Source organism: Phaeobacter sp. JH20_26 (assembly GCF_048056275.1).
In the GTDB taxonomy this organism is placed as follows: Bacteria; Pseudomonadota; Alphaproteobacteria; order Rhodobacterales; family Rhodobacteraceae; genus Phaeobacter; species Phaeobacter bryozoorum.
The window spans coordinates 176,889-199,627 of the sequence record NZ_JAYMWL010000009.1; the positions used below are offsets into that span (position 1 = coordinate 176,889).

The window sequence follows — 22,739 nt, forward strand, 5'->3', positions numbered from 1 at the left end:
GGGGGATGTCGGCGTGGCTGACAAGAAAACATCCGATGAGACGCAGGCCGAGAGGGGCCAGTCGTCTGTCTCCAAGCTGGACATCGACGAAACCGCAGCAGGCGACGATCCGTCCGAGCTGGTCGAAGCGACGCAAGCTGAGGACTCCAAATCCGAGGTGGATTCAGAGGCCGAAGACGTGCAGCCAAGCGAGCCGGTAAATGCTGAAACCGGCGCTGTCTCTGATGATCAGCGCGATCAACTTGACCCGCAGCAGGCAGAAACTGCCGAACTGGCCGAAGCCTCGACTGTGGAGACCGCCGCTACGGAGCGCAGTGCAGATGATCTGCCCCCCTTCACCCCACCGGCGCCCGAGGTTGAGCGTATCGTAGAGAGACGCGGCGGTTTTGGCGCAGCGGTTCTGGGAGGGGTCGTGGCGGCTGGGCTTGGGTTTGTGGCCGGGCAGTCGAATGTGCTGGACGGCTTCCTGCCCCCGTCGTGGCGCACCGCCCCTTCGGTTGATGCCACGGCTCTGGAGGAGCTTCAGGAGAGCCTGAACACAAGGATTTCCGAGCTGGAAGACCGGATTGCCGCCACCGCTGCCGATCTGAATATTGCACCGCTGGCGGAACAGCTGGATACGCTGAAGCAGGAGGTGGCCGCGCTGCAATCCGGAGCGACCGCCGCAGGTGATACCGGTCTCGCGGACGCGCTGGATAGTCTGGCGATCCGCGTTGATGCGCTGGAAAGCCGTCCGATCACGGACGCGGCTAGCCCAGAGGCTGTTGCTGCCTTTGAGGCGGAACTGAACAAGCTTCAGGACAGCTTGGCTGCACAGCGGGCCGAGGTCGAAAAAATGGTCGATGAGGCGCGTGCAATGGATGCAGCCAGCGCCGAGGCCGCCCGAATCGCCAGTGCGCAAACAATTGTCGCGCGGCTGCGCTCGGCGCTTGATGCGGGGACGAGCTTCAGCGGTCTGCTGGATGAGCTGCGGGCGGTTGGTGTGACGCCGCCAGAGGCGCTGGCAGGCTCTGCAGAGGCTGGCGTCAGTACCCGCTCCAGCCTGCGCGATGGGTTTGCCCCGGCTGCACGTGAGGCGCTGGCTGCGGCACGTCAGGAAGCCAAGGGAACCGGCGGTATCGCCGCCTATATGCGGCGTCAGCTTGGGGCACGTTCGGTCGCACCGCGCGAAGGGGATGATCCTGATGCCGTTCTGTCCCGTGCCGAGGCAGCCGTCCAGAATGGCAATCTGCAGGACGCACTGATGGAACTTGAGGCCCTGCCCGAAACCGCGCTTGCGCCGCTCGCTGATTGGCAGGCTGCTGCACGCGCGCGCCTCTCGGCGGTTGCTGCCGTGAATGAACTGGCCCAAAGCCTGAACGCCAAATAAGGAAGCTGCCATGCTCTGGTCATTGTTGAAGATTCTCGTTTTCGTCGCCATCGTGGCGGTGCTCGCCTTTGGTGCCACATTGCTGACGGAAACCGCTGGCGGCGTTCAGATCACGGTTGCCGGCACCGAATACACCCTGAGCGCATTGCAGTCGGTCATTGCGCTTGCAGTTCTGGTTTTTGCCGTTTGGGTTGCATTCAAACTTCTCTCACTTCTTCTGGCGACGCTACGGTTCCTTAATGGCGATGAAACCGCGATTTCGCGCTATTTCGACAAGGGGCGCGAGCGCAAGGGCTATCAGGCGCTATCAGACGGGTTGATGGCGCTGGCTTCTGGCGAAGGGCGGTTGGCAATGGCCAAGGCTGCGCGCGCGGAGAAATATCTTGAAAAGCCGGAGCTGACGGACCTGCTGACAGCGCAGGCTGCGGAACTGGCAGGCGACACCAAGAAGGCAGCGGAGGCCTATAAGCGGCTGGTGAGCAACCAGTCCACCCGCTTTGTCGGGGTGCGCGGCATCATGAAACAGAAGCTCTCCGAAGGGGATACCGATACGGCGCGTCAACTGGCCGAGAAGGCGCTTGCTCTGCGGCCCAAACACGAAGAGGTGCAGGATACGCTGCTGACACTTCAGGCGCGGGCGCAGGATTGGGCTGGTGCGCGCAAGACGCTAACGACGAAGTTGAAGACCGGCACCCTGCCGCGTGACGTCTACAAGCGCCGCGATGCGGTGCTGGCCCTGTCCGCCTCTCGCGCGATTGTCGAAGACGGGGCGACCGTCGAACAGCAGGAACAGGCGATCGAGGCCAACCGGCTTTCGCCGGATCTGGTCCCCGCGGCGGCCATGGCGGCCCGTGCCTATCTGGCGCGCGACAAGAAGCGCTACGCCATCCGGGTTCTCAAAAAAGCCTGGGAAGCGCAGCCGCACCCGGATCTGGCACATGCCTTTGCCGAGGTCGAGCCGAATGAAACCGCCGCGGAGCGGGTCAAACGCTTTGCTCAACTGTCGCGGCTGGCGCCGCAGCATGATGAAACCCGGCTGGTGATGGCCGAGCTGCATATCGTCGCGGAGGATTTTCCAGAGGCCCGTCGTGCGCTGGGCGATTTGGTCGAACGAAATCCCGATGCACGGGCGCTGACCTTGATGGCGGCCATCGAGAAGGGCGAGGGTGCCTCGGACGCGGTAATCCAGGGCTGGCTGGCACGGGCGTTGAATGCGCCACGCGGACCACAGTGGGTCTGTGATACCTGCAATCATATCCACGCGGAATGGGCGCCGGTCTGTGAAAACTGTTCTAGCTTCGACACACTCAGCTGGCGCCGCCCCGAGGCCCCCGAGATTGTCGGCGCCACTGGTGCGCAGGTGCTGCCCTTGATCACAGGCACGCCGGAAGGGGCCGCCGGACCTGATACAAGTGACATCCCCGAGGTCGAATTGCTGGAAAGTGACGATCCGGCGGCGGTACCGGATCCAGACAGCCCAGCATCCGACGCTTCCGAAGAACCCAAGGGGAAATTCCAAGGCGCGAAATAGATCTTTTCCAAGCGGCGCGCCAATGCTAAAGCGCGCCGCACAGACCGCTGCGGGCCCTGACCCGCGCTGGTCGCCGCTGTAGCTCAGATGGTAGAGCACGTCATTCGTAATGATGGGGTCGGGGGTTCGAGTCCCTTCAGCGGCACCATACCACCACCGGCAAAAGATCATCGCGGCAGGATCGTCCGACTTAATATCGGTGGCCGATCTATAGCCGCGATCAATCAAAAGACCGCAGATATCTGCGAGACCCCCTGTTGCATTGGGCCTGCTCCACGCCAAAGCGGAGCCAATTGCCGGTGCCAGAGTTGAGTTTGCCTGCCGAAACCCCTATCTCGGGGCCAAACCCGTTGTACCTGCCAGACAAAGGATCGCGTCTCTTGGCCAATCACCTTTACCAGAACGACCTGCCCGACGGGCTTGATCTCGGGCCAGTCGTTGCGATCGACTGCGAGACGATGGGTCTCAACCCGCATCGGGACCGGCTTTGCGTTATTCAGATGTCAGGCGGTGACGGCAACGCGCATATCTTGCAGGTCTCCAAGGGGCAGTCCGAAGCCCCCAATCTCTGCCGGATGCTCAAGGATCCCAACGTGCTGAAACTGTTCCATTTTGGCCGCTTTGATATTGCGGCCATGTATCACGCGTTTGGAGCGCTGGCGGCACCGGTGTATTGCACCAAGATTGCCAGCCGCCTGGTCCGCACTTACACGGATCGCCACGGGTTGAAGAACCTGACTCAGGACCTGATCGGTGTCGATATTTCCAAGCAACAGCAGATGAGCGACTGGGGGGCGCCGCAACTGACCGATGCGCAGCTCGACTATGCCGCGTCCGATGTCCTGTATCTGCACCGGCTGCGCGCGGCGCTGGACAAGCGTCTGGATCGGGAAGGTCGCAGCGAAATGGCGCAGGCCTGTTTCGATTTTCTGCCGATGCGTGCCAAGCTGGATCTCGACGGCTGGCCCGAAACCGATATCTTTGCACACTCATGAGCAGCGCAGAGACATTCCTCGCCACCGCGCGACAGGTGATCACCGACGAAGCCCGTGCTCTGGATGCGCTGGCGGACAGTCTGGATGAACGTTTTGCCGAGGCCGTAGACCTCGTGCTTCAGGCCGAAGGGCGGATCATCGTCAGCGGTATCGGTAAATCCGGTCATATCGGGCACAAGATCGCCGCGACCCTGGCATCTACCGGGACGCCCGCTTATTTCGTCCACCCCGCCGAAGCCAGCCACGGCGACCTCGGCATGCTGTCCAAAGGTGATGTGGTGCTGGCGATTTCCAACTCTGGTGAAGCGCCTGAGCTGGCAAATCTGCTTTCGTTCACGCGTCGCTTTGGCATCCCGCTGATCGGACTGTCCAGCCGGATGGACAGCACCCTGATGAAAGAGGCCGATGTGCATCTGCAAATCCCCGCCATGGGCGAGGCCTGCGGTTTTGGCATGGTGCCCTCGATTTCGACGACGCTCACTCTGGCGATGGGCGATGCGCTGGCCATCGCCCTGATGAAGCACAGGGATTTCCGACCCGAAAATTTCCGCGCCTTCCACCCTGGTGGCAAGCTGGGCGCACGGCTGTCGAAGGTTGACGACCTGATGCACGACGGGGCGGCCTTGCCGCTGGTCAGCACCGAAACCCCAATGCCCGACGCGCTGATCGAAATCAGCCAGAAAGGATTTGGCGTTGCTGGTGTCACTGATGCGGGCGGTGTGCTGCAGGGCATCATAACCGATGGCGATTTGCGGCGGCATATGGACGGGCTGCTGGAAAAATCCGCCGCCGATGTCATGACTCACAACCCGACCACCATTGCTCCCGGCTCGCTTGCGGAAGAAGCCGTCGCAATCATGAATGACCGCAAGATTACCTGCCTGTTTGTCGTCGATCCCGATGCAGAGACGGCAAAGGCCGTCGGACTGCTGCATATCCACGATTGCCTGCGCGTCGGGCTTGGCTGAGGGGGGACGCGGCGAACCATGGATGGCTATTCCCGCCTTGTGGCCTATCTGAAGGTCTTGCTGCCGCTGATGGCCCTGGCGCTGATGTCGACCATGTTCCTGATTTCACGCGGCGTCGAAACAGATGCGGTGATCCCCTTCGCCCAAGAAGATCTTAAGGATCGCACCCGCGGACAGCAGATCACCGCGCCGTTCTTTTCGGGAACCACCGCGCAGGGTGATGAAATCATGGTAACCGCCGCCCTGGCTCGCCCCGGTGGCCCAGACGCGCCAGCAACCGCAGTGAACCTCGAAGCCGAGATCAGGATGACCAGTGGCGGCCGCTTCCTGCTGAGTTCGGACACAGGCGCCTTGCGCCCGGATAAGAATATGGCAAACTTTCGCGGAGATGTTGAAATCCTGTCGAGCGACGGTTTGCGGGTCATCACGCAGGAATTAAACGCCGCTCTCAATGGTGTGCAGGCGGACAGCCCAGGACCCGTTCAGGCCAGTGGTGCGATGGGCGATCTGACCGCAGGCGCTATGCAGATCGACACAAAAACCGAGGGCGGGCCGGTACATATGGTTTTCAACAAAGGGGTCAAGCTGCTATATGACCCGCAACAATCAGAAAGATAACCTGTGTTGTATCTGCGTGTATTGATGTTCTGCCTGCCGGTCGCCCTGTTCTCAACGGGGGTGTCGGCGCAGTCCGCGTCCATCGCATTCGGCTCGATCAAGGCTGATCCGTCGCAACCGGTGGAAGTCACCGCAGAGACATTGGACGTGAATCAGGCTGACGGGTCAGCTCGGTTTGTCGGCGACGTTGTGATCGTTCAGGGTGTTATGCGATTGTCGGCCGACAACGTTCTGGTGATCTACAAGCAGGACGAAACTGGCAAAACAGGCGTCGAACGGCTGGAAGCCACCGGCAATGTCATCCTTGTAAACGGTCCCGACGCGGCAGAGGCGGAGAGAGCCGAATACACCATCGACTCCGGAACCGTGGTGATGACGGGCAATGTATTGCTCAGTCAGTCCACCGGGACGCTGACGTCCAATCGCCTTGTTGTGAATCTGACTACTGGCACCGCCAGCCTATCTGGCCGGGTGAAAACCATTCTGAACGGCGGCGGCGACTGATGGCCGCGCCCGCATTGACAGTCACCGACGGCAGCTCAGGTCTGCGCATCGAAAAGCTGCGTAAATCCTACAGCAAGAAGGTCGTCATCCGCGACGTCTCCATGTCATTGGACCGGGGCGAGGTCGTTGCACTGCTCGGGCCGAACGGCTCAGGTAAAACCACCAGCTTCTACGCGATTGCTGGTCTGGTATTCCCTGAGGCTGGCTCGGTTACCATCGATGGGCAGAATGCAACCACGCTGCCGATGTACCGTCGTGCGCGTATGGGCATTGGCTACCTGCCGCAGGAAATGTCGATCTTTCGCGGCCTGTCGGTGGAAGATAATATCTCCTCCGTGCTCGATATTGCGGTGAAACACGCCCACAAACGCCGCGAGCGTCTGGAAGAACTGCTGTCTGACTTCTCGATTGAGCATCTGCGCCGGGCGCCGGCGCTGGCGCTGTCTGGTGGTGAGCGTCGCCGCGTCGAAATCGCCCGCTGTCTGGCTGCGGATCCGAAATATCTGCTTCTCGATGAACCTTTTGCCGGGGTCGACCCGATCTCGGTCGGGGATATTCGCCATCTGGTTGGTGATCTGAAAAAACGCGGTATCGGCGTGCTGATCACCGACCACAATGTCCGCGAAACACTGGAGATCGTGGACCGCGCCTATATCCTGCATGATGGCAAGGTGCTGATGTCCGGCACACCGTCCGAAGTGGTCGAAAACGAAAATGTGCGCCGCGTCTATCTCGGGGACAATTTTCGGATCTCTTGATCCCTACTGACACGGTCCAGCTGCACAGTGACATGCCCGGTCGGCGCCTTGCCGCACGCCGTTGACAGCAGCGCGTCGTCAACCATTTGAGAACAGGTGGAAACCCGCCGCCTACTCATAAATGGGTAACCGTTTGACGCCGATTTGCATTGACTCTCTCGCCTGGTTGTCATCGAATTGAATCATGGCAAACCCGCAGTCCGATGCTGTCCTCGCTCCAGCCTTGTTAACAAGGCCCAGACGAATGCAATCGACTGTCTTGCCTAAATCCCACTTTCAGAACTGAAGCGAGAGCAGCCGGGCTTGGCCCGAGCTGGGTTTTGAGGGTCTATTTGTGAAGGAGATCACATGCGTTACCAAATCAGCGGAAAACAGATCGACATTGGCGAAGCGTTGCAGTCCCATGTGCAATCGGAGCTTGGCGTGGCGGTCGCGAAATATGCTGAACGCCCGACGGACGCCAATGTCGTCTTCTCGCGGTCTGCGCATGAATATGTTTGTGAAACGACCGTGCACCTGTCCACTGGTCTGACCGCGCAAGCAAAAGCGCATGCCACTGAAATCTATGCCGCATTTGAGGATTGCTGCGAAAAGATGGAGAAGCAGCTGCGTCGCTACAAGCGTCGGCTGAAGGACCATCACCGTGATCGGAGCGAGCCGGTTGAACTCTTTGGCGCAAGCTCTTATATCCTCGCCTCTGAAGACACCGGCACCGAGTCTGAACCAGAATCATTGCAGCCTATCATCGTCGCCGAGATGGAAACGCAAATTCCATCCCTTTCGGTTGGTGAGGCCGTGATGCAAATGGAACTGGCGGGCGCCCCGGTTCTGGTGTTTCGCAAAGAAGGCAAGGACGGCCTGAACGTCGTCTATCGTCGTGAAGACGGGAATATCGGGTGGATCGATCCGTAACCTGTCACGGCGTTTTACGTGAGTTGAGCGGAGCTATTGAAGTATGCAGATCTCTAACATCCTGAAGCCTGAGGCCGTACGTGTCTTTGGCGCTGCATCCAGCAAGAAGCGTCTGTTTCAAGAAATTGCAGATGTTGCTCAACTCGCCTACGGGCTCCCCGCGCAACCAACGGTCGAGGCTTTGCTGGATCGCGAAAGCCTTGGCCCCACCGGTGTGGGGCACGGTGTTGCCCTGCCACACGCGCGCCTTGATGGTCTGGACAAGGTTGTCAGTGTATTCCTGCTGCTGGAGACTCCGCTGGAATTTGGTGCGGTGGATCGCCAGCCGATTGATATCGCCTTCGCGCTCTTTGCACCGGAGGATGCCGGCGTTGAACATCTCAAAGCGCTGGCACTGGTATCGCGCACGCTTCGTGAACAGAGCTTTTGCACCAAGCTGCGGGCCAACCCTGACCCGGCGACGCTTCATACCATCCTGACCGAGGATCAGTCGGTTCAGGCGGCCTGACGTCGCACACGCGCGGGCGGGCGTGTCAGCGCGCCCAGGCGTCAAACCCGAACAATATGTAATCGCGCTGGTAGACAGTTGCGATCTGCGCCTCCAGCGTGTCGTCATAAATATCCTGAAGACTATACGGCTGGTCGACCCCGGGTGCGTCCGGGGCGCTGGCTTTGGATTGGCCAAGCCACCGGGCAAGATCAGGCAAAGTCGTGGCCAGATCCTCTTCGCGTAGGATCAGATCTGGCGATTGTACAGCTGAAAACCCCGCAATTGTCTGCGCCTGAGTGGCCCAGCAGGCATCGGTGCGAAACCCGGTCTGCCCTGAAAGATTGGCACCAATCACCTCGACAAAACCTGCAAAAGCCGTTCGATGGTGTTCGCGGGTATAGGATCCATGTGCAGGGTCCTTGGGCAGCGGAACCTTGAACTGTTTGCGCAGCAGATTACGGATCTGGCGCAATGTTCCTGTCTCTGACCCGAGAATGCGCGTGCAAAAGACATGATGCAGCCGGGCCGCCGGATGACGCAGAACGGTGAGGCTGCGGAACCCGGGATGGCCGCGCTTCCATTGCCGCAGCTGCTTTTGGTTCATCCCCTCAATCAAGGCGCCATCGCCGTCTGGTTCCTGCCCGGCCATCCAGCTGCGTATGACATCCGTCGGACCACCGCTGATCGGCAGATACAATAGCGGCAGCTGCTGCCCCGCGATGTAATCAGGCACTGCCGGGCCGCGCCGAGGTTCGAAATTCGGGGTCCGAGAGAGGTTGAAACGATCCAGCCGCGCCATCGCACGGTCAAGCTCCGAAGGATTGGCGACCTTCTCTTCCAGCGCAGCGGGGTTTTGCGGTTTGAGACTATCGTCAAGCTGCGCCAGCCGGGCATCGACACCCAGCCACTTTGCCAGACCGTTGATCACTTCCAGATCCTGAAGATCCTCATAGGCCAGATAAAAGGCTGTCTGGCCAGACCTTTGCAGCCGGTTCAGCAATGTAAGCTGAAAACCCTGCAGCTCGGCAACGTGATGGGCAAATTCCTCCGCATCGACCGTCGCCAGCCCGTCCTTGCGGCGTTTCACGTTTGTCAATTTCCACTGGCCGGTACTGCGCGCGATCTTATGCGAGACATAGCTGTCTGCCGGGTTCCGAGTCAGGATGATTTTGGCACAACGTGGATCGTCAAGCAGCGCGTCCAGAACGCGCGGGTCATGGTCGTGGAAGTAGCGAAAACCGTTCAACGCGCCCTCGGCGTCGCGGATCTGCGACAGAAATCCCAGAACGTCACTGTCGCGCTGTGCTTGTGTCCAGCCCAGCGTCGTCTCGCGGTTGGGATAGCTGATAAAATAGGGGTTAAAGGCCTCGCCGTGACAGGTGACGCCCTCAAGAGCGTTCAGATTGGCTTCGAGAAAATTGGACCCGGTCCGCATCTCCGCAAACACAACAAAGTAGTCAAAGTCTTGGGTCATGGTTCGCTATTGCACCAAATAGGGTTTGCGCGGCGTCTTCGGCATGTTCAACGGCCCCTGTTCCGCCGGGAAATCGCCCATCAGATAAGGGTGCATCCCCTGGTTCTTTAGATTTTGCAGAAACTGACCAAATCCCGCCAGATCCACCATCCTTGGCGCCGTCGTCAGATGGCGCTGCGCCTGTGCTCCGAATTCATCCAGAATGGTTTGTAGGGGCTCCATCGGAGATTCGACAAATTCGGCCATCGACCAGATCCGCACACGCGCCTTTACGTATTTGGAGCGGAGAATTTCGATATGTTTTGCCTCGATCTGCTGCAATCGTGCCGCTTCACGTCGCAGGTCGGAGAAATTCCTGTTGGACCGGAACAGGGGCACCGCCCAGGCACCGGAAATCACCGAAACCTGTGCATTGGGGTCGCGCGCTACCAGCCAATTGATACTCTGATTGTCCTGCGGTCCAAACTGAAAACATTGCCGTTCACCACGGGTGTTCCAGATCAGATTGGTCAGAAACCCCTTGGGATGATAATCCCGTAGCTTGGCACTGTCGCTCAGACCTCCGTTCATCAGCGTCTGGCGGTCAGCAAATTCCACCCGTTCGGGGGCAAAAAGATGCCCATGAACCTTTGCGCCGGTGACCTGGGTCAACCACTCCTCAAAATTTTCGAACAGCTCTGTAAAACCCTGAAACATCGAGTAGGGGTTGCAGGTGATGCCATTCTCCAGCCCGTTGGCCGGAAGGCGGCTTTGCATATAAAGGCCGGGACGACCGCGGGTGCGCCGCTCAACCGCCTTGGAGAAAATCCGGTCTATCTTGCCCGGATTGGGTTCCGAGGTTTTCATCAGATCCGGCTGATCGCCCAGAAACGTCGAATAGAGCCGATCCGCATGAGGCCAGATTTTCCGCGCGACAAAGCAGTCGGACCGGCGCAGCAGTTGCAGATGGTCGTCGTAGAAATTATGCGGCTTGCCCTGAAAATCGAACTTGGACAGGGTCAGTGACCGGCTTTCGATATTGCTGGAATAGAGCCGAACGAGGGTTTGGTAATAGCTCTCATCCGGGATCCAGACCTTGCGAAAATACCGGTCGTAGCGCGGCCGGTCTGGGTCTTCCAGAATCGCCGAGAGTGTCTGCCGCGTCAGGCACCACCACTGACTGCCCATATGAGGCACCAGCCCGTCGGGGATCCTGCGCTTGATGCCCAGCTTGCGCTGAAGCGAGACATATTTGTCAAAAAGGTATCGGCGTTTCTTCCACGAGAAGGGAAAGCGCAGCGTGAACCGTTCCACATCTAGCCCGCCGACAATCCATGGCACATCGGCAGTGGTCGCGCTTTCGATGAAGTCGGTGCGGGGACGAGCGGCAAGATAGTCCACCAGGTCAGACACCGGGCGCAGCGGCAGGCAGGACCCCGAAGCAAGAAACACATGCCGCACCGAGGGATATTTTGCCAGCATCAGCCCGGATGCGGATTGAGAGGCTGCGACGATGCCCCAGGTCCCCCATTCGCAGCGATGCCGCCGCGAAAACCGCACCATTGGATCACCTGCAAATGCGGCCTTGAAGGCAGAATATGTTGCCTGAGGGACCTTCTTATCAACGTGCAGAACAACGGGGCACCCGCCTGCGACCCAATGGCGCGCGACCTGTTCGGCCCGGTCCAGTGCCGTATGGACCAGCAAGACGATGCCAACCGTGCTCATGCCCAGTTGCCCTTGGACATCAGGCCAAGGATCTCCAGCTGGCGCCAGTTGATATATTTCTCGCTCCACTTGCACCAGAGTTCTGGCTGATCCTCTACGGCCTTGGCGTAGGCTTTGTATTCGGCCGATCCCGCATAATGCTGTTCACGCAGCATCTCTTCCTCGGCCTTGGTCACAAACGTGTGGAGGAATTTTGTGTGCAGCAAGGCGCCGCTGGCCTTTTCACCACCATCCGTTTCATAGACCTGATTGAGGCCGCGTGGCAGCAAGGCATGGGTCGAGCTGACATAGGTATAGCGGCGATCCCATTTCACCAGCGGGATCTTGTTCAGCGCCGGTGCTTTCTTTGGTTGATCGGCAAAAAAAACACGCGCCCGCGGCCCTCCCTGGATCCACAGGTTGCCATAGATCGGATTGCGCTTGATCGAGTAGTTGCCGCTGTCGAACCAATTGGCGATTTCGAGCGGATCCTGTCCGGCGCGATAGGGAACGGCATCCAGTTTCCCTTTTGGATAGACGTCAATCAGCATGGCCGAGAAACTACGGATCGCAGAATTGTCGAGCCAGTCGGTCAGTGCCCGCAGCGGACGACTGTCGCAGAACGGGTAGATGAACAGCTCATCCGGGTCGACGACCAGCACCCAGTGACCATGGGCGTAGCGACGTTTCAGATGGTTCATCCAATCAATGCCGAAACCGGCACGTTTGTAACTGGCCACTGTGTGCCAGACCGAGACATCGGGCTGGCCTTGCAGATATTCGCGCGTGCCGTCGACCGATCCATTGTCTACGACGAGGAAATGATTGACGCCCAGTTTGCGATAGTAATCGAGGAAATATGGCAGCCGGATCTGTTCATTGCGCAGGGTTGTCACCAGCAGTATGTCACCGGGCCGGATCTGATCGGTCTGATCCTGAACCGCTGACAATTCGCGGGACTTGCGCATGGCACGCAGGATCCGGCGTTTCCGCCGCAGCCGCATGCGATAAGACTCCCAAAGGCTCAAGACTGCTTCCATCCCCGGTTGCAAAGGTGCCGTGTCGGACTGTCGTCAACTCGACCGCATCACCGCCAGCGACATTCCGCACAATATGCCATGTAAGCTATTTGGAAACAATGAATTTGGGATTGACGGTGTTGTTGCGAAATGGCTCTCGCAAAGCCCCTCAGGCGGCTGCGAGGCACGCGTCCAGAGCCGCCCGTTCCAGCCGATAGGCGCGGCTGTCCGCCTCACCGTCGCGTTCGTCGCGCCACCGGCAATAGGCCACCATGCGCCAGTGGAACCAGGGTTTCAGCTCCAGGTAGCGCGCCACGACCTGCGGATCAGGGTAGGCCGCCAGGAATGCCGCCTCCTCAACTGCCGATAACGGTGCACCGCGATAGACTTGCTGCATTGCCGGAGACAGAAATAGCGCGACGTCCTCTGCCGGATCCCCGATCTGTGGGCATTGCCAGTCGATCAATGTCAGCTGCCCATCGCAGGTCACTATGTTGCCAGGAACCGGATCCCCGTGGATGAGGCTAGGGACGCCAAGCGGTGCGACAGGTCTCGTGGGTTCAATCCGCAACAGGTCATTGCCCATGCGACAATGGCCCAGAATGGTGCGGGTCTGGGCGGCAATCTCTGCGCTGCCGGATATGCCGTTTGGTAGATTTGGAATGACAGGCTGTGTGTGCAGACGTCCCAGTAGTTCTGCCACACGGGTGGTACCGGATGACCAGGTCACCCCGGGCGAGTGTTGATAGGCCAGCCAGTCGCGCCCTTCGAACTGACCCGCGGCCAGCGGAGACGGCACCATGCCAGTGCGGTAAAGCGCGCTGAGTGCCGCCTGCTCGCGTGAGGGATCATTGGCAAACAGCGGGTTGGCATTGCCTCTGCCATAGAGCTTCACAACAATACCGCCCAACCGCCAGACCCGGTTGGAGCGACCGCCCAGCAGCGGACATGGCGCAGCGTCGCTCAGGCCGAGGCCAGCGAGATGCGCAAGAAAACGTGTTTCGAACTGTGTCCGATGATGTTGCAGGTCAGGCTCCGTCGCTATGGTCTGTGTTACCACACAGTCCAGGTCTTCGGTGCCATTATGCGTCAGACTGCAGGTGCCGTAGGTTCACGCAATGCTGTCACCGATGACGCCAAAATCGCCGAGCCGCCCTCAAGGATCAAGGCCACTTCGTTGCCCCGCATCTGAGTTTCTTTCACCCTTGTATAGGTCTCAGCAGTATCGGAGAGAACGATTTCACCGTTTTTCTGGCTTTCCAGCGTGAAACTATAGCTGCCAGCATCAAACGCGTACCCGTCATCGTCAATACCCTGCCACTGATACGGCTCGGCAGTGACCGGTAGGCTGATCCGCTGAACTTCCTTGCCGCTATCATCCTTGACCACCAGGTGAACAGTGTCCGCGATCTGGGCTGGATTGGGCGACACGGTGACAGGATTGGTCCCGTCAAAATAGGCAGGCGCCGCAGACCGGGTTTCCATACCGACCCAGCCCGACATAGCTGCCATATTGGCGAGACCCAATTGGGCCTGGATACCTTCCAGAACCTCATTGCCCTGAACCTGCTGCTCGACCATGGAAAACTGTGCCAGCTGCGCAGAGTACTCTGTCGAATCAATGGGTTCCAAAGGGTCCTGATATCGCGCCTGCGCCGTGAGCATCTTCAGAAACGTCTCAAAGTCAGAGGCAATTCCGGTGGCTTTTTTCGGTTCCGGCGCGGCGGTCGCTGCCTGTTGCTGTTGCGGTGCCGCAGCACCCGATACAGTTGTCATCGTCTTACATCCTCATATCAAGCCCAACCTCACCGAGGTTGAGTGATTGTGTCATCGGTTCTACGGGGAGATCAGCCATCTCTTCGTCGCCACGCCCTGCGGATCGACCCGCTGGGGTATGGGAGGCGTCATGGCCACCGCCCTGATTGGAGGTCTCACCGCCTGAGAACTGGAACGAGATATCCTCAAATCCCATGCGCCGGAATTCATCCGCCAGTTCGTTGATATGGCGGCGCATCAGATCGCCGGTTTCGGCGCGTTCGGTCTGGATCATGACGCTGACGCCGGTATCCGTGACTGAAACACGCATATTCACATGCCCCAGCTCCTTGGGATTTAGAGCAACGTCAACGTTGCGATCCCCTTTCATCGCGAGGGCTTCGGCCATCTGATTCGCAATCAGACGAGGGGTTTCCGGCTTGTGAACGGTTCCCGGGCTCACGGTTGCCTCGGTCAGCAATTGCGCCAGGCCTGGTAGTTCCATTCCTGTGCTGCCGCCTGTGACCTTGGCCCCTCCGGCCTCTGCTGAGGTCAGCGAATCAAGCGCTAGCGCCGAAGTGGCGTTGGCGCTAGGCATCGCGGCAGTCAGGGCCCCGGCACCAAGGCCGAAGCGGGCCGTCGAATAGGTGCCCTGCGGGATATGTGCAGCGGTCTGAGCGGCTGTGTTCTGCTGTATCTGTTCAGACGCGGCGCGCCGGGCTTCAAATTTCTCTCGTACGGGCGGCGGTGCTGCCTCTACCGGGATCGGTGTTGCCGTCCGCTGTTGCTCGACGGGCTGGGTCTGCTGCGCCGAAGGGGGTTTAACCGCCTCCTTTGCCGCTTCAGACTGCGGTGCCGTTGCAGCCAGCGACTGCGCGGTTTTTTGCTCCGCCTGAGTACGTGCTGTGGACTGCGCAAGGGCATCAGTGCCTGCAGGCTGGCGGTTCAACCCTGCACCGGTGCCAGGCACCTCGGGCGTCGCTGTGCGGTGATCACCGGTCAATTGTCGATCCGCCTTGGCTTCGGCGCTTGTCGGATCGCCCTTCAGCGCAAGCTTTTGATTCGCCTCTGCCGCGGCGCGTTCCGGCATGCTGGCTGTCTCAGACTGCGCCCCTTGAAGCCCTCCGTTGCGGGGATCACCCACCGCCTGTGCCCCAGCTTCAGATTGTTGGATCATCGCAGCGGATCCGGCAGTTTTTGCAGCATCCGAGGCTGCTTTAAGGTTAGCAGCCTTATCATCCGACGCGCCGTCAACCGTTCTTTCGGATTGCATCGCCTGCTTGCCGCTTTCGGCATCGGGATCAGATGATCCATCGGTCTGATTGCCGCTCTGGCCGATCGCCACCGGCGCAGGATGCGCGTTGGGCACCTCATGCTGTTCAGCTGTCGTTTCCGGCTGAACCATCACGATTTTGGGGTCTTCAGAAATCTGTTCTTCGCTCGACGTATCTTGCCGGGCTTCGTCGATGGGCGCCTCTGCGTCACCATCCTGTACGGTTTGATTCGCTTTTTCCGAAGCGCCGGACGCTGAGGTCTGCTGTTCTGCGAGTTCCTCAACCTCGGTCACCGCGGTTTCTGCGCTATCCGAAGATTTTGCAGTCTCTGCCATAACCGCGTCAAAGCTTGCGCCTTTACGCGATTTTGCCGATTCGCCTTGCTGGATCTTCTCCGATCCCTGCGCTCCACCAGAGGTGGGAGTCGTAAGTGCGTTGATAAACATTGGCTTCCAGACATTCTATCTCGATCCATGCACCTTAACGCCAATCGGTTACGGCAATTTTAACCGATCATCCGCCAAAATAGAAAAAATCGAAGCAATTTCGACGTCTCAGAATGAGGTACATCATGGAACAGATTGCTCAACTACCGGCGCTACAGCGCCCCCAAGCGATCAAACCGCCACAAGACCCGCTGCGCAAAGCAGCTCAGGAACTTGAGGCGACCTTTCTTACAGAAATGTTGAAATCCGCAGGCCTTGGCGAAAGCCGCGAAACCATGGGCGGCGGCGCGGGCGAAGATCAGTTTTCCAGTTTTCTTGTGCGCGCACAGGCGGAGCAGATCTCCAAAGCAGGCGGTATCGGCCTGGCAGAATCACTTTATCACGCATTGAAAGAGGCACAGACCAATGACTGATCAGACACCGCAACAACTGATTGAGGAACTCGATTCCCTGCTTGATGCCGAACGCGCGGCATTGGTCAGTGGCAATCTGCAGGCGCTGGAGCCGCTGCTTGCAAAAAAAGAGGCAATCATCACGACGCTGAATATGACAGCCGATCTGGAGCGCGAGGCTCTGGAGCATGTCCAGGGCAAGGTTTCGCGCAATCAGGTACTGCTCGATAGCGCGATGGAAGGTATTCGGGCGGTGGCTGCCCGGATGGCCGAACTCCGTCGTGTGCGCAAGGGGCTGGATGTCTACGATCAGTCGGGGCGGAAAACCCGCTTTGCGACCGGGGGCACACCCAGCTTGGAAAAACGGGCATAACCAGCCCAATTTAGGGAAAATTCTAGCAATGGAATTTCCGGCATTAGCACTCCTTTAGCACATAGTAGGCCAATGTCACTTTGCACCTTCCAAAGAGGGTGGCGCGGAAGCCGGACGGCGGAACGCATAGTCAGAAAGACGTCAGAGAGCGCCCTTCGGGGCAGGGAAACCAGAGGTCAAAACGCCTCTAATCAAAGGAATACATGCTATGTCCAGCATTCTGACTAACAACGGCGCAATGGTTGCACTGCAGACCCTGCAGTCCGTGAACAACAGCCTTGACGAAACGCAGAGCCAGATTTCGACCGGTAAGCGTATCGGTTCGGCCAAAGACAACGCGGCCGTTTGGGCGATCTCCAAGACCATGGACTCCGACATCGCCGGCTACAAGTCGGTACAGGAATCCCTGGGCGTTGGTGAGGCAACTGTTGCTGTTGCTCTGTCCGGTGCCGAGCAGATCGTTGAAACTCTGACCGAGATGAAGCAGCTGGCGATTTCCGCGAACTCGGAAAACGTTGACCATGCTAAGATTCAGGACAGCATTGCCAAGAAGGCGGCGCAGATCGAATCGATCATCGACTCTGCTGAATTCAACGGGGCCAACCTGCTCGATGATACGGTCACCACTGCACTGACTGTTCTGGGTGGACTGGATCCGACCGCAGATACAATCACTGTGACCTCGATCGACTCGGCAGCAAACATCAGCACAGCCGGTATCACCACCATTACCGACGTTGCCACCGCGGCTACTGCTCTGACCGATATCGAAACTATGTTGGGCAACGCGATTGATGCGGCAGCTCAGCTGGGTGCGGACTCCAACCGTCTGTCCGACCAGGGCATGTTTGTGTCGAAACTGTCCGACTCCCTGACAATGGGCGTCAGCACCATGACCGACACGAATATGGAGGAATCCTCTGCAAGGCTGAAGGCGCTGCAAACCCAGCAGCAGCTGGCGGTGCAATCATTGTCGATTGCAAACCAGGCGCCACAGACCCTGATGCAGCTGTTCCGTTAATGACGGCTTGATCTGGGGCGCTGTTGCGCGCCCCAGATCCCCTATCGCAGAGAATCTGTAGATTACATGTTAGGATAACACGTGAATGCCCTTCTAAAGGCGAAGAGCGCCTATTCGGCGGCGAAGGCCCCGACCCGAACTGCAAAGAACCTCGAATATGAAGTCATTGCCCGAGTAACACGTCGCATGGTTGCGGCCGCACAGAAAGGTAAGCCTGGGTTTACCGAACTTGCCGCAGCGCTCACCGATAACCGTAAACTCTGGTCGATCTTTTCAATCGAGGTTGCAAGTCCAGGGAACCCACTCCCGGATGAACTAAAAGCTCAGTTGCTCTCGCTTGGGGAATTTACCCATCAACACACCAGTAAAGTCTTGGCCCGCAAAGCGGACGTGCGGCTGCTGGTCGAAATCAACACGGCCATTATGCGTGGCCTTCGCAGCGGAGCGTCCTGAATATGAGCGGATTGGTCCTGAAACTTGCCCCGAAAGAGCGGGTATTGGTGAATGGTGCAGTAATTGAAAACGGGGATCGGCGCAGCCGGTTGTCGATCGTAACTCCGGATGCAAACATCCTGCGCCTGCGCGATGCCATCCACCCCGAAGAAGCCAACACGCCGGTACGTCGCGTCTGCTACGCCGCGCAGCTGGTCCTGTCTGGCGATGTTGACGGCGAGGAAGATCGCTTGCAGATGTTGCGCCGGATTGAAGAGCTGAGCCAGGTCTTCACCGATCCGGACAGTCGCGCCTCGCTGGCAGAGGCCACTGATGCGGTTCTCTCCGACAACCATTATCGGTGCTTGAAAGCGTTGCGCACCCTCTTGCCACGCGAAGACCGGTTGATGGCAGTGCGCCCATCGTGAGTTCTCAGCCGATCATGCCGGAAACGGCATCGTCGGCTGGAATTGTCATCACAGAGAATGATCAGGCCGCCTTGGGCCTGTGAAGCACAATCCAGGTGTGGGCGTCAAAGCGGGCGTCTCACACAGAGCTTGAGTTTGAATATTCTGCCTCGCCTCTTGTACATAAGGTGATAACGGCAGACACCCCTGTCAAACGGCAGACATCCCGATCAGATCCGCTGGCTCAGAGCGAATTGCTCGTCCCTCGGATCGATTGGCAGACGCAGCATCTAACGGCATCAGCATCAATGAGATCACTTGCGTGGTGCAGCGGCCCGCCCAGACCACCTCAATGTCGCCATTCTTATCTGTAGCGGCGGGGCGGATTTTTCCAAATGCTTGATCGATATGGCAGATGTCGGCGGCCTTTGATCTGCGACAGATTGCTGTGATGCTGATCACTTCGCCTTGGATAGATTTCTGGTTGGAGCGCGTGCACACAGGATAGCTATGCGCCCTGTTCTGGACCGTGCGCGGCGTCTGAAGCAGGTTCGATATCCCTGACATGAGGCATTGGCGCAGTTTTCAACCAGCTGGAGAAGCTGCTGCTCCGTCCCGTCAGAACCCGGCGCGGCCTGTGCGGATCACAAACCTCTCCATACGTCAGTCTGCTCACAATCTGCATCTGCTCGCAGGACGTCGTCTTGACTATGCGGTCGTACTGCTGGCGTCCGTCGATAGAAACCGGGGTACAAGATTGCCCTATCGGATCGCCACGGCGCGTCGCATCATCAGCATCAGGCGGTTGAAACTGCTCTGTATCCCTTCCGGGTCTGCTCTACCGAAAAAGGAATCCAACTCAGGCCAGAGCTTTACGGCCTGATCAAGCGTGACGTCGTTGCCCTCGGAGTAAAGGCCTGCGCGAATCATAACTTCGGATTGCTCATAGGCGCCCAGGTATTTGCGAACATCCAGAATTGCTGCATTCTCGTCAGGCGATGCAGCGGCGGGCAGGCTACGGGAGACGGAACGCGAAACGTCGACAGCCGGAAACCGCCCCCGCTCCGCGATTTCGCGGTTGAGCACGATGTGACCATCAAGGACGCCTCGCAGAATATCGGCAATCGGCTCATCCATATCGGAGCCTGCAACCAGAACACTGAAAATAGCTGTGATATCCCCCTGATTCTCGTTCCCGGGACCGGCTCGTTCGCAGAGGCCGGTGATCAGCGGAGTGACCGAAGGCGGGTATCCACGCAGTGCCGGAGCCTCGCCGGATGAAACGGCAATTTCTCTATGTGCCTCGGCAAACCGGGTCACCGAATCTGCCAGGAACAAGACATTTTTCCCCTGGTCGCGAAAGTGTTCAGCAACCGCCATAGCCGACCAGGCGCAGCGACGGCGAACCAGCGCCGACTGATCCGATGTGGCCGCGACGACCACCGCACGCTTCATCCCCTCGGCACCCAGCACGTCCTTGACGAAGTGGTTGACCTCGCGTCCGCGCTCGCCAATGAGCGCAATGACAACCACATCAGCTTCCATATTCTGCGCCAATGTTGACAGCAGCGTGGATTTCCCCACACCGGATCCGGCAAAAAGTCCGACACGCTGACCTTTGACAATCGGCAGAATCGTATTGAACACCGCCAGCCCAGTGGCGAGTCGTTCTCCCATCGGGCGACGTGAGGCGGCTTTGGGCGGCGAAGCCATCAGATCCCGCGTGGCTTCGCCGCGCATGAGAGGACGTCCGTCCAATGCTGCACCAAAGGGATCAATCACCCGGCCGATCCAGCTGTCAGAGGGCGCAAAATCCGGCGTCGGATGCAGAAGTACAGCATCGCCAATCGCCACGCGATCTGGCGCTGTATCAGGTAACATGCTGACTTCACTACCTGAAATTCTCATGACTTCGCCCTGCAACGGGTCGCTTCCGGCTCTGCGCAGAATCAGGCGGTCACCGATACGTGCCTGGCCGTTCAACCCCGATACCGTGATTGCACCACCTGATATTTCCGACACCCGACCCACCGCCGAAGACAGTCTTTTGTTCGCCAAATCCTGAGTCAATGCGTTGATGGCTGAGATCATGTTCTGGTGTCTCCAACTGTTCCTGAAAACAATTTCTAAAGGAATTGGGGTTAAGCCTTGATTGAAATTGATCGAGGGAGAAGCCCCGGTGTTTAAAGAACTGAACGTCTTTAAGATTGCCTACTCAATGGCGACCCACGCAGGGAAGCGCCAGGCATTGGTGTCACAGAACATCGCCAATGCCGACACGCCAGGCTACCATGCCAAGGATATCAAGCCTTTCAAAGAGGTATACGCTCAGGGTTCGCGCCCCGGCGACATGATCGCCAGCCGCTCCAACCATCTGAACGGTGCCTCAGGCAATGGGATGGACTGGGCTGTGACCCAGACCAACAACAGCACTGACCCCAACGATAATTCCGTCTCGATCGAAACCGAAATCCTGAAAGGGGTCGAGGTGAAGCGGCAGCATGATCGTGCTTTGGCGATATACAAATCGTCGATGAACGTTTTGCGCAGCAGCCTTGGCCGGAACTGAGGAGGTTAGATCATGAGCGAGTTTTCCAAGTCCCTTTCCGTTTCCGCAAGCGCACTGAAGGCACAGGCAAGCCGTCTGCGCCACGTGTCGGAGAATATTTCCAATGCGGACACGCCCGGTTATCGCCGGAAGACCGTCCCGTTCGAAGCGGTGCGAGATCTGCGCACGGATGTCGAGAAGGTCGAAGTTGGTCCGGTGCGTCTGGACCGGTCAGACCTGGAGCAGATCTTCGATCCCTCGCATCCGCTGGCTGACGACAGCGGTCATTACGAAGGGTCCAACGTCGATCTGATGATCGAGATTGCCGACGCCCGTGAAGCTCAGCGCAGCTACGAGGCCAACCTCAAGATGTTCGAACAGGGGCGGCAGATGTCGTCCTCGCTGATGGAACTGCTGCGCAGATAACATCGAAATTTTCTGAAACACACTGACATACTTGGAGATCCAGAATGGATATTCGCAGTCTTTCCGCCACAAACGGCTATGCCGCAGCGCGTCCCGCAACCAAAGTTGACCCCGAGCACGCGCCAACAAGCGCCGAAGCCCGGATCAAGGCCAGCTTTGAGGAATTTGCCGGCACGCTCCAACAAAGCGAGCAGGTCTCGGTCAACGCCATGACCGGCAACGGCGATCCGCATGCCCTGGTACAGGCACTGGCACAGACGGAGCTTGCCGTGGAAACCGCAGTGACCGTGCGCAACAAGGTCGTCGAAGCCTATCAGGAAATCCTGCGGATGCCGGTGTAAGCCGATGATGAGCGAAGGGCTTTTCTACGACACTCTGCGCCAGGCTCTCTGGGCTGCGGTCATGATGTCGACGCCGGTTCTGCTGGTCGCGCTGGTCGTCGGCCTCGCGATCGGCCTGTTTCAGGCTCTGACATCGGTGCAGGAAATGACCCTGACCTTTGTCCCGAAGCTTACCGCCATTCTTGTCGTTTTCTGGATGACCATGGGGTTCATGACGCAAACCCTGGTCGCCTTTTTTGATGGGCACGTTGTGCCGCTGATTTCAGGAGGTCTGTAATGGGAGACACCGGTTACACCACCTTGTCCCGCCAATCCGGTCTGATGCGCGAAATGCGTGTTGTGGCAAACAATATCGCCAATTCCGCCACCACCGGCTACCGGGCTGAAGGCTTGATCTTCTCGGAGTTCATCCAGTCTGCCCCCGGCCAGGAATCCCTGTCGATGGGGCGGGCCAACATCCGTAACACCTCCATGGCACAGGGGGCGCTGACCCAATCCGGCGGTGACCTCGATCTCGCTATTGAAGGCGACGGTTACTTCATGGTCGAAACTCCGATGGGTGAGCGCCTGACCCGGTCGGGGGCGTTTTCAACCAACGCCGAAGGCGATCTCGTCACTATGGATGGCCATCGGGTTCTGGATGCGGGCCGGGCGCCGGTCTTCATTCCGGGGGATGCCAAGTCGATCAAATTCGGCGCCGATGGCACGCTGAGCGCGGACGGTCGCGCCCTTGGACAGATCGGCATTTTCAAGCCGGAAGAGAATTACCAGATGGTCCGTGAAGACGGGGTCATGTTCCGTGTTGATGGAGAAATCGAAGTGGCCGGAGAAGCGCGCGTGCTTCAGGGCTTTCTCGAAGGCTCCAACGTCAATGCCATCTCTCAGCTGGCCCGCATGGTCGAGATTCAGCGTGCCTATGAAATGGGCCAGAGCTTTCTTGAGACCGAACACGAACGTGTCCGCAACGCCATCAAAAACCTGACTAAGTCGTAGGAGTACC

Annotated in this window: 26 protein-coding genes and 1 tRNA gene; 20 read left to right on the top strand and 7 right to left on the bottom strand. The window is 58.7% G+C overall.

Features of this window, described 5'->3' with window-relative positions; translation table 11 throughout:
• Window positions 1-13 precede the first annotated feature (13 nt).
• The 10 genes from VWY60_RS04240 (at window position 14) to VWY60_RS04285 (ending at window position 8,163) form a co-directional block, all read left to right on the top strand.
• On the top strand, window positions 14-1,369 hold the full coding sequence (locus VWY60_RS04240; RefSeq protein WP_416539906.1) for a hypothetical protein: 1,356 nt from the start codon (window positions 14-16) through the stop codon (window positions 1,367-1,369).
• 10 nt (window positions 1,370-1,379) lie between these two features.
• Window positions 1,380-2,900, top strand: coding sequence for a heme biosynthesis protein HemY (locus tag VWY60_RS04245; RefSeq protein WP_340547079.1), 1,521 nt, complete (start codon window positions 1,380-1,382; stop codon window positions 2,898-2,900).
• 72 nt (window positions 2,901-2,972) lie between these two features.
• Window positions 2,973-3,048, top strand: a tRNA-Thr gene (locus VWY60_RS04250).
• A 232-nt stretch (window positions 3,049-3,280) separates the two neighbouring features.
• Window positions 3,281-3,895, top strand: coding sequence for a ribonuclease D (locus VWY60_RS04255; RefSeq protein WP_416534372.1), 615 nt, complete (start codon window positions 3,281-3,283; stop codon window positions 3,893-3,895).
• Entirely contained in the window at window positions 3,892-4,863 is a 972-nt protein-coding gene (locus VWY60_RS04260) for a KpsF/GutQ family sugar-phosphate isomerase (protein WP_340547077.1), read from the top strand. The genes VWY60_RS04255 and VWY60_RS04260 overlap by 4 nt, the downstream gene beginning before the upstream one ends.
• An 18-nt stretch (window positions 4,864-4,881) precedes the next feature.
• Window positions 4,882-5,481 carry an LPS export ABC transporter periplasmic protein LptC gene (gene lptC / locus VWY60_RS04265; RefSeq protein WP_340547076.1) on the top strand — a complete coding sequence of 200 codons (600 nt, stop codon included), beginning with the start codon at window positions 4,882-4,884 and terminating at the stop codon, window positions 5,479-5,481.
• 24 nt (window positions 5,482-5,505) lie between these two features.
• Window positions 5,506-5,985 carry an LptA/OstA family protein gene (locus VWY60_RS04270; protein ID WP_416538503.1) on the top strand — a complete coding sequence of 160 codons (480 nt, stop codon included), beginning with the start codon at window positions 5,506-5,508 and terminating at the stop codon, window positions 5,983-5,985.
• Window positions 5,985-6,743, top strand: coding sequence for an LPS export ABC transporter ATP-binding protein (gene lptB, locus VWY60_RS04275; RefSeq protein WP_340547075.1), 759 nt, complete (start codon window positions 5,985-5,987; stop codon window positions 6,741-6,743). Before VWY60_RS04270 ends, lptB begins: the two co-directional genes overlap by 1 nt.
• Before the next feature lie 348 nt (window positions 6,744-7,091).
• Window positions 7,092-7,655, top strand: coding sequence for a ribosome hibernation-promoting factor, HPF/YfiA family (gene hpf, locus VWY60_RS04280; RefSeq protein ID WP_416538487.1), 564 nt, complete (start codon window positions 7,092-7,094; stop codon window positions 7,653-7,655).
• 43 nt (window positions 7,656-7,698) lie between these two features.
• Window positions 7,699-8,163: a PTS sugar transporter subunit IIA gene (locus tag VWY60_RS04285; protein ID WP_340547073.1), complete on the top strand. Its 465-nt coding sequence runs from the start codon at window positions 7,699-7,701 to the stop codon at window positions 8,161-8,163.
• Between the two features lie 25 nt (window positions 8,164-8,188).
• Here the strand turns inward: VWY60_RS04285 and VWY60_RS04290 are convergent, their stop codons facing one another.
• From VWY60_RS04290 to VWY60_RS04315, 6 genes are all read right to left on the bottom strand, one after another.
• Window positions 8,189-9,619, bottom strand: coding sequence for a nodulation protein NodH (locus VWY60_RS04290; RefSeq protein ID WP_416539907.1), 1,431 nt, complete (start codon window positions 9,617-9,619; stop codon window positions 8,189-8,191).
• A 6-nt stretch (window positions 9,620-9,625) separates the two neighbouring features.
• Complete coding sequence (locus tag VWY60_RS04295) at window positions 9,626-11,326, bottom strand: beta-1,6-N-acetylglucosaminyltransferase (protein ID WP_416539908.1); 1,701 nt, start codon at window positions 11,324-11,326, stop codon at window positions 9,626-9,628.
• On the bottom strand, window positions 11,323-12,309 hold the full coding sequence (locus VWY60_RS04300) for a glycosyltransferase family 2 protein (protein WP_416534503.1): 987 nt from the start codon (window positions 12,307-12,309) through the stop codon (window positions 11,323-11,325). The genes VWY60_RS04295 and VWY60_RS04300 overlap by 4 nt, the downstream gene beginning before the upstream one ends.
• Window positions 12,310-12,493: 184 nt before the next feature.
• Complete coding sequence (locus VWY60_RS04305; protein WP_416539909.1) at window positions 12,494-13,384, bottom strand: phosphotransferase; 891 nt, start codon at window positions 13,382-13,384, stop codon at window positions 12,494-12,496.
• Between the two features lie 29 nt (window positions 13,385-13,413).
• Window positions 13,414-14,100 (bottom strand): flagellar hook capping FlgD N-terminal domain-containing protein, encoded by a 687-nt coding sequence (locus tag VWY60_RS04310; RefSeq protein ID WP_340547069.1) that lies wholly within the window; start codon window positions 14,098-14,100, stop codon window positions 13,414-13,416.
• Between the two features lie 4 nt (window positions 14,101-14,104).
• On the bottom strand, window positions 14,105-15,688 hold the full coding sequence (locus tag VWY60_RS04315; RefSeq protein WP_416539910.1) for a flagellar hook-length control protein FliK: 1,584 nt from the start codon (window positions 15,686-15,688) through the stop codon (window positions 14,105-14,107).
• Window positions 15,689-15,924: 236 nt separating this feature from the next.
• Here VWY60_RS04315 and VWY60_RS04320 point away from each other — a divergent pair, with 236 nt between their 5' ends.
• The 5 genes from VWY60_RS04320 to flbT all read left to right on the top strand — a co-directional run bounded on the left by VWY60_RS04320 (window position 15,925) and on the right by flbT (window position 18,445).
• Window positions 15,925-16,212 (top strand): rod-binding protein, encoded by a 288-nt coding sequence (locus tag VWY60_RS04320; protein WP_416538492.1) that lies wholly within the window; start codon window positions 15,925-15,927, stop codon window positions 16,210-16,212.
• A complete protein-coding gene (gene flgN, locus VWY60_RS04325) occupies window positions 16,205-16,564 on the top strand; it encodes a flagellar export chaperone FlgN (protein WP_340547066.1) in 360 nt (119 codons plus the stop codon). Before VWY60_RS04320 ends, flgN begins: the two co-directional genes overlap by 8 nt.
• 208 nt (window positions 16,565-16,772) lie before the next feature.
• Complete coding sequence (locus tag VWY60_RS04330; protein WP_416539911.1) at window positions 16,773-17,585, top strand: flagellin; 813 nt, start codon at window positions 16,773-16,775, stop codon at window positions 17,583-17,585.
• Window positions 17,586-17,666: 81 nt separating this feature from the next.
• A complete protein-coding gene (flaF, locus tag VWY60_RS04335; RefSeq protein ID WP_340547064.1) occupies window positions 17,667-18,038 on the top strand; it encodes a flagellar biosynthesis regulator FlaF in 372 nt (123 codons plus the stop codon).
• 2 nt (window positions 18,039-18,040) lie between these two features.
• Window positions 18,041-18,445 carry a flagellar biosynthesis repressor FlbT gene (gene flbT, locus VWY60_RS04340; protein ID WP_014876468.1) on the top strand — a complete coding sequence of 135 codons (405 nt, stop codon included), beginning with the start codon at window positions 18,041-18,043 and terminating at the stop codon, window positions 18,443-18,445.
• 741 nt (window positions 18,446-19,186) lie between these two features.
• On the opposite strand, the gene VWY60_RS04345 is transcribed toward flbT, so the two are convergent.
• Window positions 19,187-20,515 carry a FliI/YscN family ATPase gene (locus VWY60_RS04345; RefSeq protein WP_340547063.1) on the bottom strand — a complete coding sequence of 443 codons (1,329 nt, stop codon included), beginning with the start codon at window positions 20,513-20,515 and terminating at the stop codon, window positions 19,187-19,189.
• A gap of 88 nt (window positions 20,516-20,603) precedes the next feature.
• Between VWY60_RS04345 and VWY60_RS04350 the strand changes: the two genes are divergently transcribed.
• Genes VWY60_RS04350 through VWY60_RS04370 form a run of 5 tightly spaced genes read left to right on the top strand, consistent with a single transcriptional unit; the run spans window position 20,604 to window position 22,732 of the window.
• Complete coding sequence (locus VWY60_RS04350) at window positions 20,604-20,993, top strand: FlgB family protein (RefSeq protein WP_340547062.1); 390 nt, start codon at window positions 20,604-20,606, stop codon at window positions 20,991-20,993.
• Between the two features lie 12 nt (window positions 20,994-21,005).
• A complete protein-coding gene (gene flgC / locus VWY60_RS04355; protein ID WP_340547061.1) occupies window positions 21,006-21,398 on the top strand; it encodes a flagellar basal body rod protein FlgC in 393 nt (130 codons plus the stop codon).
• A 44-nt stretch (window positions 21,399-21,442) separates the two neighbouring features.
• Window positions 21,443-21,739, top strand: a complete 297-nt coding sequence (gene fliE, locus VWY60_RS04360) for a flagellar hook-basal body complex protein FliE (protein WP_416539912.1) — start codon at window positions 21,443-21,445, stop codon at window positions 21,737-21,739.
• A gap of 4 nt (window positions 21,740-21,743) precedes the next feature.
• Entirely contained in the window at window positions 21,744-22,016 is a 273-nt protein-coding gene (locus tag VWY60_RS04365) for a flagellar biosynthetic protein FliQ (RefSeq protein ID WP_340547059.1), read from the top strand.
• On the top strand, window positions 22,016-22,732 hold the full coding sequence (locus VWY60_RS04370) for a flagellar hook-basal body complex protein (RefSeq protein ID WP_340547058.1): 717 nt from the start codon (window positions 22,016-22,018) through the stop codon (window positions 22,730-22,732). The genes VWY60_RS04365 and VWY60_RS04370 overlap by 1 nt, the downstream gene beginning before the upstream one ends.
• The last annotated feature ends 7 nt before the right edge of the window (window positions 22,733-22,739 follow it).